This window comes from Gymnodinialimonas sp. 57CJ19 (assembly GCF_038396845.1).
Classification (GTDB): Bacteria; Pseudomonadota; Alphaproteobacteria; order Rhodobacterales; family Rhodobacteraceae; genus Gymnodinialimonas.
Genome location: NZ_CP151587.1, coordinates 2,049,223 through 2,063,197, shown reverse-complemented (window position 1 = coordinate 2,063,197; position 13,975 = coordinate 2,049,223). Strand labels below are relative to the sequence as shown.

The window sequence follows — 13,975 nt, the reverse complement described above, 5'->3', positions numbered from 1 at the left end:
GGGTCTCCTTCAAGGGGCTAAACAGTGCCGAGCGCTTTTAGAATGCGCTCGGGCGTCATGGGCATTTGGTGGATTTGTGCGTCCAAGGGGCGAAGCGCATCGTTCACCGCGTTCAACAAAGCGGCCGGCGCGCCGCCGGTCCCGGCCTCGCCTGCGCCTTTGGCACCAAGGACACTGGTTTTGGTGGGCGTTTCCACGTGGGCAATGGTGATGTCGGGCATCTCAAACGCCATCGGCACAAGGTAATCGGCCATGGTCGCGTTCTCAAACTGGCCGTCCTCGGAGTAGATGCACTCCTCGTAGAACGCGCCCCCGATGCCTTGGATCACACCCCCGCGAATTTGTTCGTCGACCAGCTTGGGGTTAATCACCCGGCCGCAATCTTCCACCGCCCAGAAGTTGAGGATTTTTACAAATCCCGTGTCCGGGTCCAACTCGACCTCGGCGGCCATGGCGGCATTGGTGAAAACGAAGGGAAAATCGGTGACGCGGTAGTGGCGGGTGGCCACGAGTTCCGGTGTCATGTCTGAAGGCAATTCATTGCCTCGGTAGTAAACGGTGCGGGCCAGATCGCTTAGGCTCATGCGTTGGGTGCCGTCCTTGTCGGTGACATGACCTTCAACAATATCAAGGGCTTCCGGCTTGGCTTGCAGGATCACGCCCGCGATGTCCAACACCTGTTCTTTCAGGGCGTGGGCGGCTTGCAGTGTCGCCTCCCCTCCGATCCCGGCGCCCCGTGACGCCCATGTTCCACCGCCGTAAGGCGTGGTTTTCGTGTCACCGGTCGTCACCTTCACCCGGTCCATTGCGACGCCAAAAACCCCGGCCGCGATCTGCGCAAGGATCGTGTTGGTGCCCTGCCCCTGCTCGGTGACCGAGGACGACACATGGATCGCCCCGCCCGCCTCCAGCCGGATGGTAGAGCCGTCCTGGCTGGCAATCGGCGCGCCGCCGATGCCGTAGAACATCGGGCTGGGGTTCGTGACCTCGATCATCGAAACGAGGCCAAGGCCGCGGTGGATACCCTCTGCGCGCAGCGCCGCGTGTTCCGCCCTTTTGGCGTCGTAATCCATCGTCTCGATCAGCTTATCCAGCGTCTTGTGATGGCTCAGGTCATCCAGCTTCATCCCCGTGGCCGAGGTGCAGGGATAGGCGTCATCTTTAACAAGGTTGCGGCGACGGATTTCGACCACATCCATGCCGATCTTATGGGCCGCTTCCTCTAGCAGGCCATCGGCCACCGCCATGGCAATCGGGTGCCCCACAGCGCGATATTGGCACATCAGGTTCTTGTTCTGGAATACCACCTTGGCGTTGGCGCGGTAGTTCTCCAGCGCATAGGGCGCCCCGGTCAGGTTCAGGATCTGGTTCGCCTCTATCGCCGAGGTGCGCGGATACATCGAATAAGGGCCGATGCCGGTGATGTCATCAAAGGCAAGTGCCGCGATTTCCCCCTCTGGGGTGACTGCGATGCGCCCGTGCACCACATGGTCACGGGCGTGAATGTCGGTAAGGAAGCTTTCCAGCCGATCCGCCACAAACTTCACCGGGCGTTGCAGCAGTTTCGCGGCCGCTGCCGTGGCAATCTCATCGCCATAGGTGTGGATCTTGATCCCGAAAGACCCGCCCACATCATTCGAGATCACGCGCACGTTTTCTTCCGGCAAGCCCAAGTGCTTGGCGAAGATAAATTGCATCATATGAGGCGCTTGGCCCGAGTAGTGGCAGGTCAGCGTGTCCTCGGAAGGGTCATAATCCACGACGCTGGCGCGGGTCTCCAGGGTCACGCCGGTGTGGCGACCGAAACGGAACGTGCGCTCGACCACACTCACGTCATCGCGGGCAAAAGCGGCGTCTGGATCGCCCGCCTCAACGGTGCGTTCCCAGGCAAGGTTATTGCCGAAATCCGGGTGGATCACCGGCGCGTCAGGTTCCAACGCGCGCTCCATATCTGTGGCGGGGGGCAGGTCTTCGATGTCCACGAAGACCAGCGCCGCCGCGTCCTCGGCCACAGCCCGAGAGCTGGCGACAACCATCACCACCGGCTCTCCGGTCCAGCGGACGGTATCGATGGCCAAAGGCATTTGCGGCGCTGAGCGCAGGCCCACCATATGGCTGAGCACGCCCACGTAAGGCTCCACATGATCGGCCAGATCAGCCCCGGTATAGATGGCGATGACGCCGGGCACGGCGCGGGCCTCATCAAGATCAATCGACACGATCCGCCCATGGGCCACGGGCGCCCGCACAAAGGCCGCGTGGACCATGCGGGGCAGTTGGATATCGTCCACAAACTTGCCGCGCCCCTGCAAGAGACGCTTGGCATCGGGGCGGTCAACGGGCTTGCCGATAAGGGAATTGGGCTTGTCAAAAATCGTCAGAGGGCCGCTCATGAGCTTTCCCCCTCGATCACGTCGCACACGGCATCGACAATGGATTGGTAGCCGGTGCAGCGGCAATAGTTGCCGGAAAGGTGCTCTCGGATGGCGGCGCGATCGGCTCCGCCGCCGCCTTCCACATATTCCAGTGCGCTGGCCAACATGCCCGGGGTGCAATAGCCGCATTGCAAGGCATTGCGGTCGATAAACGCCGCTCGCAGTGCCGCGGCCCGGTCGCCGTAGCCCTCGATCGTGGTGACTTTTGCGCCGTCCGCTTGCACCGCAAGCATCAGGCAACCGCGCACCATGGCGCCGTCCACTTCCAGCGTACAGGCGCCGCACACACCGTGCTCACAGCCCACGTGGCTGCCCGTCAGACCCAGAGTGTTGCGCAGAAAATCCACCAGGTTCTGGCGCACCGGCACGGCGGCGCTTGCGGTCTCGCCGTTCACGGTGACAGAGATTGTTTGAGTGTCAGTCATGGCTCACAACGCCTCCAACGCGCGGGTCAGGACGACGCCTGACAGGTGCTTTTTCGTGGGGATGGCGGCATTGAGGTCGCCGGAGTACGGAAGCTCGGCCAAGGCGGCGACGGCGTCGATCACACTGCCGCCCTTGTCCAACACCTCTTCCGCGTCGAAGGCCCGTAACGCCCTGTCAGATATCGAGAAAAACGCGACGCGGTGGGCGTTGTCGCGCCGCGCCACAGCGACACCGGCCATCGCGTAATCGCCGTGGCGCCGGGCCAATTCATAAAAGGCGAAGCGGTCGGTCGGCGCGGCAACTGGAATGGCGATCTCAGACACAAGCTCCCCCTCCTCCAACGCGGTCTCATACATGCCAAGGAAGAAGTCCGTGGCCCCGTGGGTGGTGGTGCCTTCGGCCGATTGCACCGTGATCTGCGCATCCAACGCCAGCAACAGCGCGGGCATTTCGGCTGCCGGATCAGCCAAGGCAACGCTGCCGCCAATGGTGCCCCGGTTACGCACGGCGGCGTGGGCGATGTGGGGCAAAGCCATCGCCAACAACGGCGCGTGATCGGCCACCACCCCAGAGCGGACCAATTCCACATAGCGGGTCATCGCGCCGATGCGCACCATCCCGTCACTCAGGGTGATGCCGCGCAGGTCCTCCAACGCCGAAAGATCGACCAAGGTGCCCGGTTGCGCCAGGCGGAAATTCATCATCGGCATCAGGCTTTGCCCGCCTGCCAAAGGCGTCGCGTCGCGGTCTTCGTCCGCCAGCAGCGCCAGCGCCTCTGCAACGGAAGCAGGTCGTTCATAAAGAAACTCTGCCGCTTTCATGTCTTCCCCCCCAAAGCCGCGCAATGCGCCAATAGGGCTAATTTATCAATCTATAAATAACTAGCAAGGAGAAATTGGAAAACCAATAGAACCGTTTAAAATCAATTCGATGCGGCATCCCTGATCGAAGGAATTTGCAGCAGGAAGCTATCAATCGCCGTCTCGATCACGAAGGATTTGTTGTTCAGGATCGAGACTTCGTAGATCAGCGTCCGCACGCCGTAATAGTAAATGCCGCCGTGCATGATCCAGGCGGCCTCGACCTCTTCATCGGAGGGGTCAAGCGAATCCAATCCCGCGTCAAAACGAATCTCTTGCAGGATCGGCTCCAGAATGCGCTCGCGGACCAACTGCATGTAGCGGCGGTTTATATCGACGCCTTTCAGGCCCGAAAAAAGGAAGATGCGCATCCAGTCGTTGTGAAAGACGACCTCGGTATAGGCGTCGTAGAATTCCACCAGACGCTCCCGCAATGGACGCGAGCGGTCGCGCAACAAAGTGCCCCATTCATCCTGCCAGCGCTTCACGTAGACCGCATCGTAAACCTCTGCGATCAGGTCACTTTTTGACGGGAAGTACCGATATAACAAAGGCTGCGTGACCCCCAATCGGCGGGCCAACTCCCGGGTTGAGGATTCAAACCCCTCCTGCGCGAAGAACTCGATCGCTTTGGTCAAAAACTCTTGCCGACGCTCCTCCGATGACAGGCGACGGCGCGGCTGCTTGGGGGGCTCGGTCGGGGCGGTCGGGTCAGGTTCACTTGTCACGCATCATGCCATTCGTTGTCTAATTTCAGGCGGTGGCCGACGATAACGCCCTCCGCAAGGCTCTGCTCTAGAAAGCAGCCTTTCTTGGCGGCGTCCAGCAGTGCGCGTTGCTGATCGGCACTGGCGTCACTGTCCAACGCCACATCAAGCGAGAAACCGACGGGCGCAGTCACGTAGGGATCGTTGCCCTGCTGCTCGCCCTTCCAATGCAGGCGGGCGTCCACTTCCACCCCGCGCAGGTCGATCTTCAGGCGCTTGGCGAAGGCCCGGATCTGGGTCATCAGGCAGCCCGTCAGCGCGGCGGTGAACAGGGCCAGAGGCGGCGGCGCGGTGCCGTCACCGCCATGGAACGGGCCTTCATCGGTGGCCAGTTCAAACGTCTCTTTCATCATCGGCCATTCGACCGAAATATCGTTGCGCATTTTCCCCGACGCGACGCCCTTACCTTCAAAGACAACGTCAAAGGTTTTGATTGATTGATCTGCCATTGATCCCCCCTGTTGCGTGTTCGTTAACCCAACGCTAGCATCTATTTATCATTCGATCATTAAGAAACGCTGTTTGGGAGGACAGGACCATGGCCAAGCTGACCCGTCAGGACATTTATGATACCGCGAAAGAGCTCTCCAACTGGGGACGGTGGGGCGATGACGACCAAATCGGGACGTTGAACAATGTCACAGCCGATGATGTGGTGGCGGCGGCAAAGCTGGTTCGCAAGGGGAAGACCTTTGCCCTTGGCCTTGATCTGAAAGAGAAAATCCAATCCGGCCTGTTTGGAGGTCGATGGAACCTGATCCATCAGATGTTGGCCACCGGCACCGATGCGGTCCAAGGTGAACAGGATGGCGACGGCAAGGCGTACCTGCGCTACGCCGACGACGCGATTAACCTGCCCTGTCAGGGTAGCACCCAGTGGGACGCGCTGTGTCATATCTTCCTGGATGAGCAGATGTACAACGGCTACCCCGCGACCGATGTGACGGTGAACGGCGCGAAGCGGTTGGGGATCGAGCATGTGCGCGACAAGATGGTCGGGCGCGGCGTGCTGCTGGATATCGCGCGCTGGAAGGATGTCGATAGTCTGGAGGACGGTTATGGCATCACCAACGCCGATCTGGATGGCTGCGCGGCGGCGCAGGGGGTCGAAATCCGCAAGGGCGATTTTGTGATCGTGCGCACCGGCCATCAGGAACGCTGCCTCGCCGCCGAAGATTGGACCGGCTACGCGGGCGGCGATGCACCGGGCCTGTCGTTCGAGACCGCCCGCTGGATCAAAGCCCACGACATCGCCGCCATCTGCGCTGACACTTGGGGGTGCGAGGTGCGCCCCAATGAAACGGACGAGGCCAATCAGCCATGGCACTGGGTCGTGATCCCCGCCATCGGCATTTCGATGGGAGAGATTTTCTATCTGAAAGAATTGGGCGAAGATTGCGCCGAGGATGGCGTCTACGAGTTCCTTTTCACCGCCCCTCCCCTGCATATTCCCGGTGCGGCGGGCTCTCCGATCAACCCGCAAGCGATCAAGTAGGAGGTGATCCGATGATCCTTTGGGGGCGGCCAAGTTCGGTCAATGTGCAGAAAGTCCTGTGGGCCTTGTCCGAAAGTGCAGTGCCGTTCGACCATCATATTGTTGGCGGGAAATACGGCGGCACCGATACAGCCACGTTCAAAGTGATGACCCCCGTGCCCCGCGTGCCGGTGCTGCAAGACGGTGATCTGACCTTGTGGGAAAGCCATGCCATTTTGCGGCACCTTGCCGGGGGTGTGCCGCCCTTGGCTGACCAGTGGATGGAGTACACCACCTCCACCCTGCAACCAGCCTTTCTGCAAATGTTCTATGAGCTTGTCCGCACCGCTCCGGCAGATCGCACCAAGGATGCCGAGGCATTGAAGGCCACGTTTCTGGCCGCCGTGGCACCCCTGGAATGGCAATTGCGCAAGACCCAGTGGCTTGGCGGAGACAGCTTTGGCATGGCCGATATCGCGGCAGGCGCGATGATGGTGCGCGCCTGCGATCTGTGTGATCCCCTTAGCCCCCAGGTCGCGCGGTGGTACGAACAGTTGCAAACGCGGCCCGCCTACCGCGCCGTGGTCATGACATCTTACGAGGAACTGCGCGCCTAATCGAAATCCGCCACGGCCGTCTGGCGCATGATCTCTGCCATATGGGGGTTATGGCGCCCATCCATCGGGTCGCCGTGTTCGGGCGCTTGCGCCATGAATTGCCCCAGCATCTGCGACCGCGCGTAGGCGGCGCGGGAGGCGCGCGCGCGCTCCTCCGAATAGGCCTGTAGGCCCGCCTCCACATCCCCGCTCACATGCCGCGCAAGGGCCAGGGCATCTTGGGCCGCTTTGGTCACGCCCATCCCCACATGGGGCCGCGCCACGCAAGCGGCATCGCCGGCCAGTGCCACCCTGCCCCGCGCGAAAACGGGGGACAGGTGGTCGTAGATCGGCGTGAAAAAGGGCCGTTCGCTTTGGCGAAGCACATGACGGAACACATCGGGCAGGACCTGCTCGGCCTTCGCCTCCATCTCGGCGACGACCTCATCGCGCACCAGTGGCGGCGGAATGGAAATGCCATGCCGTTTGCCGCTTGCATCGGTCAGCATCGCATCCAGATCATCGGCGGCACAGGGCACGTACCAAACAAAGTTATAGCGCCGATGACCGGGGCGCAGGTCGTTGTTCTCCCCGGCAATCGGGTAGCCCACAATCTGCGTACCCGTGGGAAGGAACAGGCCGAACACGTTGAACAGACGTTCGCGAATTTGCGGCGACAGGGCGGCCTCCGGGGCCAAGGCCCGCCACACGACATAGCCCGCGTATTGCGGTTGCACCTCGGGCAAAAGCTGCCCCCGCACGGCCGAGCGGAAGCCATCGGCGCCCACCAGCATATCCACCCGCTCCTCTGCCCCGCTGGCAAAGGTCAATGAGACGCCCTCGGCATCCTCCGAATAGCTCACCAAGGATTCGCCCAAGTGGTAAGACGCGTCCGGGATCAATCGGCGCAACGTCTGGTGCATCCGGTCCCAGGACGTCACGATTTGCGGATAGGGCAGCGTTGCGCAGGGGGCGCCGTCGCGGTCAAAGGCCACCCGGTCGTAGACCAGTACGCCAAGGTCCGATGTATCCGCCCCCACCTCTGTCAGCGCGTCGAGCAACTGGGGATGGGTCACAATCCCCGCCCCGCGCCCCGCCAAGGCGACCGAGGAGCGCTCAAACACCTTGACGTTCCACCCCGCATTTCGCAGCGTCGCCGCCGCGAACAGCCCGCCAATCGAGCCACCGATAATTGCCACTGTTCGCGTCAAGAAACCTACCTCTGGATTAGCCGCTTCCCTTCTTATTTATCACCCTATAACTAAAAGGCGAGCCATGGGGCATAATTGCTATGCCAAGTCGCAATTTCACCGCCCCGATCCGCTTACCCCGACTGCTCAACCGGGCACGCACGCGCAGGACAGCTGACATGACACACCCCAATCTGGCCCCTATTCCCGCCAATGCTTGGCCCGATGTTTTGGCCGATCTCGACGATGCCTTTGCCGGAAAGCTTAATGTTTACCGCACCATGGCCCATCATCCGGCTCTGGTGCTGGCTTGGGCCAACCTGCGGCAACATGTGGTGTTGGACACCAGCCTTGGCCGGGTCCGGTCCGAGGTGGTGATCCTGCGGGCCGCCGTTGCATTGAACTCCGATTACGAATGGGCCCACCATGTGGACCGGGCCCGCGCCTTGGGGTTTTCGGACGCCAGGATCGCGACCCTGCGCGGCCCGCTCGAGGCGATGGACCCGGAAGACGCCACAATCGCGGGCGCCGTGGATGAGGTTTTGGCCAACGCCCGTTTGACCCCGCAAACCTTGGCAGAGCTGACATCTTTGGTCACTTCGCAAGGCGTGTTGGATCTGTTCGCCACGGTCGGTTTCTATTCCACCCTGGGCTTCATCGTGAACACGTTCTCGGTGCCAATCGACGGTGATATTGCCGCCAATCTCGCCGCCACTCCCTTTGCGGACGCCGCCCCATGACCGCCGCGCCCCATAGCAAACTCGCCCATGCGCCCATTGCGCTTTTCACCACCGCCATGGGGGTCTTTGGCCTCTCGCTTGCGACCCGCGCGGCGGGGTTGGACGCGATCTCGGTTGCGGTCGGTGCCCTTGGCTCGGTGCTGTTTATTGGCCTGATTGTCTTGTTCGTCGTCAAGATGATCCGCCATCCCAAGGCGATGGAGGCCGAATGGCACCACCCGGTAAAGCTGGCGTTCTTTCCGGCGGCGAGCATCTCGGCGCTGTTGATGGCGACGTTCCTGCACCCGCTTCTGCCCGACGCGGCCCATGTCATCTGGCTGCTCGGGGCCACGTCCCAAGGCGTGCTGACGTTGGTGGTGATTTCCGCCTGGATCAGCCACCGGGCGTTTGGGCCGGGGCAGCTTTCGCCCGCGTGGTTCATCCCTGCGGTGGGCAACGTGATGGCGCCTTTTGGCGGCATCCCCTTGGGCTATGTTGAGCTGAGCTGGTACTTCTTCGCCGTGGGCCTCTTATTCTGGCTCGTACTTCTCACGCTTGTCTTCAACCGGTTGATTTTCCACGACCCCCTGCCCGAAAAGCTGCGCCCAACCATCGTGATCCTGATCGCGCCGCCCGCCTTGGCATTCTTGACCTGGGTGGCGTTTCACGATGGCACCCTCGACGCGGGGGGGCGGATGTTGATCAACCTTGGCTACTTCTTCACAGCCCTTGTCGCGCTACAATTGCCGGCATTATTGCGCCTGCCCTTTGCCCTGTCATTCTGGGCCCTGTCCTTTCCCTTGGCCGCGATCACAACCGCCAGCTTCCGCTTTGCGGAGCTGACGGGATCAACGCTGCATCTGGTGTTGGGTTATGGCCTGTTGATCGCGCTGGCCTTGGCGCTCGCCGTGCTGACGATCCACACCGTTCGGGCCATTATCTCTGGGGCGCTATTCCAGCCGGACTAGGCCGCAAGCGGAGCGATGAGCCCTGCCCCGCGGGCACGGTTCGAGTTCACTTCCCGGTCCACGCGCCAACGCTGAAACGCGCCCTCAGGTGCGGGGCGCATCAGGGGGGCGGCTTTGGCAGCGGTTTCCCCCAACCACGTCGCCCAATCCTCGGGCGCGACCACCACGGGCTCGCGGTGATGGGTCTTTGCCATCCAATCAGAGGCGCCGGTCGTGATAATGGCGCAGGTGGTCAACGGTTCTTCCCCCTTGTCCCAGACCTGCCAAATCCCGGCGAACACCATCGGCGCACCGTCAGGGCGCGAGAAATACCACGGCAGTCGCGCGTCATCCTCGCCCTTGGTCCATTCATAGAATCCGGTCGCCGGGATCAGGCACCGCCGTGTGCGCACGGCGGCGCGAAACGCCGGTTTCTCGGCAATCGTTTCCGCACGGGCATTGATAAGTAGGGGGCCGTCATTGGGCTTCTTGTACCAATGGGGCACAAATCCCCATCGCATGGGGCGAAACGCCCTGTCGGCGCTTTCTGCGCCCCCCGCCCGCGCCGTGACGACGGCCACCGCGTTCGTGGGGCAGACGTTGTAATTCGGCACATGGGGGAGGTCGTTTGCCGGCGCCGCCTCAAACAGCTGCGCCATAGCGTCGTTGGGATGGGTCATCGTCATTCGGCCACACATGGCCCCAATAGACCCGGTATTTCAGCGGCCGTAAACCGAACGCAGCGCAATCTTGTGGGCGTCTTCCGGGTGCAGACCCAGATCTTCAACGGCCAGTTCTACGGGCAGAGCCGAGATTTCGGCGACGGTACGGTTGTATGCGGCACGTTTTTGGGCGGCCACGCGGAGGTCTTTGAACAAGTTAGCCATGGTGCAATTCCTATCGTTGTCAGGTGGCTTGTGGTCTCTGACACCCAATATGATAGCGCTAACGAAATGGACCAGTATGCGTTTCGGAAGACCCGGATTGCGCGGGTTGCATAGCAAATGAAAATCGGCGCAGGTTGCCCCGCGCCGATCAAATTTGATTAAATTTCCGTCAGGTAGAGGTTTACTCTACGGCAGCGATGCGCCCGTCGGTGTAGGGTGTGTAGCCTTCTGCCGCCATGATGTAATCCGCCACCACCTGCTCCAGGCCGGGGCCAAAGTCATAGGCATTGTCGGCTGTGGTGAAGCTGGCATAACCGTCACCGCCACCGCGCATGTAGTTGTTGGACACAACACCGTAGGTGGCTTCTGGGTCCAGCGGCTCTCCGCCGATCTCGACGGAAACGATGCGCGAACCGGGCTCTGCCGCAGGATCATAGGTGTAGGTCATGCCCGACACCTGCGGGAAGCGGCCTGCGCCTTCTTCCACGGCGCTGACGCCGTTCTCCAACGCTTCAACGATGCCCGCGCCGGTCAGCTGGAACGTGGCCAGCGTGTTCTGGAACGGCAGCACGGTGAAGACCTCACCCATGGTGATTTCGCCCGCGTCGATGGTGGCCCGCAGACCGCCGCCGTTCTGGATCGCCACGTCAATGCCCTGCTCGCGCACGCGCTCCAGCATGGCGTCTGCCACAAGGTTGCCCATCGGGCATTCCATCGCCCGGCAGGTATCGCGTGACCCGTCGATGATGTCCGAGGTTTCGCCGATCACAACCGACATCGCCTCTTCAATCGGGCCGCCCAATTCGGCCACGCGGGCCGCTATTTCCGGGTCGGGCGTCACGGACGCATCCAGCACCATCGTATCGCCCGAGGCGTAGACCACGTTGCCGTCGTCATCAAACGTCACCTCCAGGTGGCCCAGATACTTGGAGTACGCATAGGCCTGCACGATTGGCACGAAGTCGCCATCGGGGTTGGTTGCCATCGTCGGATATGCGCCCGCACGGTCCGGGTCCGAGGACGACAGATAGGTGTGCGAATGGCCGCCCACGATCACATCAATACCTGTCACGGCTTCCGCAATGCGGATATCGGCTGGCAGGCCCACGTGGGTCAGGGCGATGATGATGTTCACGCCTTGCTCTGTCAGCGCATCCACATCTGCCTGAAGCGCATCAACCTCGTCCTGGAAGATGACATTGGGACCGGGCGACGACGTTTCCGCCGTATCCACCGCCAGGGCCGAGACGATGCCGACCTGCACGCCGTTCACATCCAGCACGACATGGTCGGGGATCATCTCGTCGGTCAACACGTTGCTCTGCGACAGGTCCAGGTTGCCCGAAATGATCGGGAAGCTGGTCATTTCAACGAAGCGGGCAAGGTTCTCGGGGCCGTCATCGAACTCGTGGTTGCCCACGGCCATGACGTCAAAGCCGATCGCCTCCATGAACTCCGCTTCCACGTCGCCCTTGTAGGTGGTGTACATCAGAGAGCCCTGGAACTGGTCGCCCGCATCCAGAACAAGGACGTTTTCGCCAGCGGCTTCCAACTCACCGCGCAGGGTGTTGATCGCGGTGGCGACGCGCGCCACGCCGCCAAAGCATTCGCCCGCGGCGTCATCTTCGGCGCTACAGGTGGAATCAAAGCGGTTGATCGGCTGAATACGGCTGTGCAGATCGTTAATGTGCAGCAGGTGCAGCGTTGTGTCCGCCGCAACAGGCGCCGCAACAGCAAGCCCCGCCATCATGGCAGTCGAGCCCAGAATACGAGAAAGCATGGAATTCTCCCCAAGTTATTGTTGAACTGGTCGCAGCTTGGCCGCGTGTCACGTCCAAGTAAAGGCGCTAGATGACGAGACGGTGACACTTGACGTAGCGACGCCTGCGGGGGAAACGACGCCCATGATGATTTTCAAGATATTGCGGGCGGACGAATGGGCCGCCCTTCAGGCACAAGGCGAAACCTCGGGCGCGCCGATCGACATGGCCGATGGCTACATCCACTTCTCCACTGCCGAGCAGGCCGCAGAGACGGCGGCGAAATACTTCGCCGATGTGGACGGCTTGGTGCTTGCCGCTCTCGATGCCGACACTCTTGGCGATGGCCTCAAATGGGAACCTTCACGGGGCGGGGCGCTGTTCCCCCACCTCTATGGCCCCTTGCGGTTGGCCGACGTGGTTTGGCACAAGCCCCTGCCGTTCGAGAACGGCACCCATATCTTCCCCGAGGGGCTGTAGATGCTGGAAAAACTGGGCCTCCCCCTCCTGCGTTGTATGGATCCAGAACGGGCTCATGGCCTTGCCTTGCTGGCCCTGAAGGCGGGCCTCGGCCCTGTCGCGGGGCCGTTCACCTCGTCCCGGCTGCAAACCCAGATCGCCGGGCTGGCGATGCCCAACCCGGTCGGCCTTGCCGCAGGCTTTGACAAGAACGCCACCGTCGCGGGGCCCCTGCAACGGGCAGGCTTCGGCTTTATCGAACTGGGTGCCGCCACCCCGCGCCCCCAACCCGGCAACCCGCGCCCGCGTCTCTTCCGCCTTGCCGAGGACCGCGCCGCGATCAACCGCTTCGGCTTCAACAACGACGGGATGGAGGCCATCGCCGCCCGCCTCGATGGCCTCCCCCGCGAAATCCCCATCGGCCTCAACCTCGGCGCTAACAAGGACAGCTCTGATCGTGTCGCCGACTTCGCCCAGGTCTTCCGCGCCTGCGCACCGCACATTGATTTCGCCACAATCAATGTCTCTTCCCCCAACACCGAGAAACTGCGCGACCTGCAAGGCAAAGCAGCCCTGCGCGCGATCATCGAACAGGTCGACGCCTCCCGCACCGACACCCGCGTTGCCCTCTTCCTCAAGATCGCCCCCGATCTGTCCGAGGCCGAACTGGCCGACATCGCCGAAGTCGCCCTCGAAAGCGGCCACCTCCAAGGCATCATCGCCACCAACACGACGCTGGATCGCACTGGCCTGCAAAGCCGCCACGGCGGCGAACAAGGCGGGCTCTCCGGGCAGCCGTTGTTTGAAAAATCCACCCGCACCCTCGCCCGCCTGTCGCAACTGACCGAAGGCAAACTGCCCCTCATCGGGGTCGGCGGCGTGGCCAATGCGGAACAGGCCTACGCCAAAATCCGCGCCGGGGCCTCTGCCGTGCAACTCTACACGGGCCTCGTCTATGGGGGCCTCTCCATGGTGACGAAAATCGCTCAAGGGCTCGACGCGCGCCTGCAACGCGATGGCTTCGAAAATGTCGCCCAAGCCGTCGGCACAGGAGTTTCCGAATGGACGTAACACCCCCCTTCACCCTCTGGCACAACCCGCGCTGCTCCAAATCCCGCGCCGCCCTGGCCCACCTGCAAGCCGCAGGCATAGAGCCGACCCTGCGCCTCTACCTGAAAGAGCCCCCTTCCGAGGCCGAGATCACAGACCTGCTCTCCAAACTCGCCCTCCCCCCGCGTGACATGATGCGCCGGGGCGAAAGCATCTATAAAGACCAAAACCTCAAAGACGCCGACGATGCCACACTTATCAAAGCCATGGTGCACCACCCGATCCTGATCGAACGCCCGATCCTCTCCACCCCCACGTCGGCCAAAATTGGCCGCCCGACCGAGGCTCTGGACACGCTCCTCTAATCCGCCACTGGCACCACGCACCGGCCCCACGCGCAAACGC

Annotated in this window: 16 protein-coding genes; 7 read left to right on the top strand and 9 right to left on the bottom strand. The window is 62.1% G+C overall.

All coding sequences use genetic code 11. The annotated features are described in order from the left end of the window. Positions 1 to 17: 17 nt before the first annotated feature. The 5 genes from AADW23_RS10115 to AADW23_RS10095 all read right to left on the bottom strand — a co-directional run bounded on the left by AADW23_RS10115 (position 18) and on the right by AADW23_RS10095 (position 4,937). On the bottom strand, positions 18 to 2,393 hold the full coding sequence (locus AADW23_RS10115; protein ID WP_341860818.1) for a xanthine dehydrogenase family protein molybdopterin-binding subunit: 2,376 nt from the start codon (positions 2,391 to 2,393) through the stop codon (positions 18 to 20). Then, positions 2,390 to 2,860, bottom strand: coding sequence for a (2Fe-2S)-binding protein (locus tag AADW23_RS10110; protein ID WP_341860817.1), 471 nt, complete (start codon positions 2,858 to 2,860; stop codon positions 2,390 to 2,392). Before AADW23_RS10110 ends, AADW23_RS10115 begins: the two co-directional genes overlap by 4 nt. Positions 2,861 to 2,863: 3 nt before the next feature. Further along, positions 2,864 to 3,682 (bottom strand): xanthine dehydrogenase family protein subunit M, encoded by an 819-nt coding sequence (locus AADW23_RS10105; RefSeq protein WP_341860816.1) that lies wholly within the window; start codon positions 3,680 to 3,682, stop codon positions 2,864 to 2,866. Positions 3,683 to 3,783: 101 nt separating this feature from the next. Next, positions 3,784 to 4,449 carry a TetR/AcrR family transcriptional regulator gene (locus AADW23_RS10100; protein ID WP_341860815.1) on the bottom strand — a complete coding sequence of 222 codons (666 nt, stop codon included), beginning with the start codon at positions 4,447 to 4,449 and terminating at the stop codon, positions 3,784 to 3,786. Then, entirely contained in the window at positions 4,446 to 4,937 is a 492-nt protein-coding gene (locus tag AADW23_RS10095) for an OsmC family protein (protein ID WP_341860814.1), read from the bottom strand. The genes AADW23_RS10100 and AADW23_RS10095 overlap by 4 nt, the downstream gene beginning before the upstream one ends. Positions 4,938 to 5,026: 89 nt before the next feature. Here AADW23_RS10095 and AADW23_RS10090 point away from each other — a divergent pair, with 89 nt between their 5' ends. Together AADW23_RS10090 and AADW23_RS10085 are read left to right on the top strand one after the other, a co-directional pair. Next, the gene (locus AADW23_RS10090) at positions 5,027 to 5,983 is read left to right on the top strand and encodes a cyclase family protein (protein ID WP_341860813.1); all 957 of its coding nucleotides are present in this window, start codon (positions 5,027 to 5,029) and stop codon (positions 5,981 to 5,983) included. A gap of 11 nt (positions 5,984 to 5,994) precedes the next feature. Continuing rightward, positions 5,995 to 6,579 carry a glutathione S-transferase N-terminal domain-containing protein gene (locus AADW23_RS10085; protein WP_341860812.1) on the top strand — a complete coding sequence of 195 codons (585 nt, stop codon included), beginning with the start codon at positions 5,995 to 5,997 and terminating at the stop codon, positions 6,577 to 6,579. Here the strand turns inward: AADW23_RS10085 and AADW23_RS10080 are convergent. After that, entirely contained in the window at positions 6,576 to 7,769 is a 1,194-nt protein-coding gene (locus AADW23_RS10080; protein WP_341860811.1) for an FAD binding domain-containing protein, read from the bottom strand. The two genes, AADW23_RS10085 and AADW23_RS10080, sit on opposite strands and share 4 nt — an antisense overlap. A 158-nt stretch (positions 7,770 to 7,927) precedes the next feature. Between AADW23_RS10080 and AADW23_RS10075 the strand changes: the two genes are divergently transcribed. Beyond that, complete coding sequence (locus AADW23_RS10075) at positions 7,928 to 8,488, top strand: carboxymuconolactone decarboxylase family protein (protein ID WP_341860810.1); 561 nt, start codon at positions 7,928 to 7,930, stop codon at positions 8,486 to 8,488. Further along, the gene (locus tag AADW23_RS10070) at positions 8,485 to 9,435 is read left to right on the top strand and encodes an SLAC1 anion channel family protein (protein ID WP_341860809.1); all 951 of its coding nucleotides are present in this window, start codon (positions 8,485 to 8,487) and stop codon (positions 9,433 to 9,435) included. Before AADW23_RS10075 ends, AADW23_RS10070 begins: the two co-directional genes overlap by 4 nt. On the opposite strand, the gene AADW23_RS10065 is transcribed toward AADW23_RS10070, so the two are convergent. From AADW23_RS10065 to AADW23_RS10055, 3 genes are all read right to left on the bottom strand, one after another. Further along, the gene (locus AADW23_RS10065) at positions 9,432 to 10,112 is read right to left on the bottom strand and encodes an SOS response-associated peptidase (protein WP_341860808.1); all 681 of its coding nucleotides are present in this window, start codon (positions 10,110 to 10,112) and stop codon (positions 9,432 to 9,434) included. The two genes, AADW23_RS10070 and AADW23_RS10065, sit on opposite strands and share 4 nt — an antisense overlap. Positions 10,113 to 10,133: 21 nt before the next feature. Beyond that, on the bottom strand, positions 10,134 to 10,301 hold the full coding sequence (locus AADW23_RS10060) for a hypothetical protein (RefSeq protein ID WP_341860807.1): 168 nt from the start codon (positions 10,299 to 10,301) through the stop codon (positions 10,134 to 10,136). 181 nt (positions 10,302 to 10,482) lie between these two features. Further along, positions 10,483 to 12,081 carry a 5'-nucleotidase C-terminal domain-containing protein gene (locus AADW23_RS10055; RefSeq protein WP_341860806.1) on the bottom strand — a complete coding sequence of 533 codons (1,599 nt, stop codon included), beginning with the start codon at positions 12,079 to 12,081 and terminating at the stop codon, positions 10,483 to 10,485. 124 nt (positions 12,082 to 12,205) lie between these two features. Between AADW23_RS10055 and AADW23_RS10050 the strand changes: the two genes are divergently transcribed. Genes AADW23_RS10050 through arsC form a run of 3 tightly spaced genes read left to right on the top strand, consistent with a single transcriptional unit; the run spans position 12,206 to position 13,935 of the window. Then, positions 12,206 to 12,541 (top strand): DUF952 domain-containing protein, encoded by a 336-nt coding sequence (locus AADW23_RS10050; RefSeq protein ID WP_341864317.1) that lies wholly within the window; start codon positions 12,206 to 12,208, stop codon positions 12,539 to 12,541. Then, positions 12,542 to 13,591 carry a quinone-dependent dihydroorotate dehydrogenase gene (locus AADW23_RS10045; RefSeq protein WP_341860805.1) on the top strand — a complete coding sequence of 350 codons (1,050 nt, stop codon included), beginning with the start codon at positions 12,542 to 12,544 and terminating at the stop codon, positions 13,589 to 13,591. It begins immediately after the preceding gene. After that, positions 13,582 to 13,935: an arsenate reductase (glutaredoxin) gene (gene arsC / locus AADW23_RS10040; RefSeq protein WP_341860804.1), complete on the top strand. Its 354-nt coding sequence runs from the start codon at positions 13,582 to 13,584 to the stop codon at positions 13,933 to 13,935. The genes AADW23_RS10045 and arsC overlap by 10 nt, the downstream gene beginning before the upstream one ends. Positions 13,936 to 13,975 lie beyond the last annotated feature (40 nt).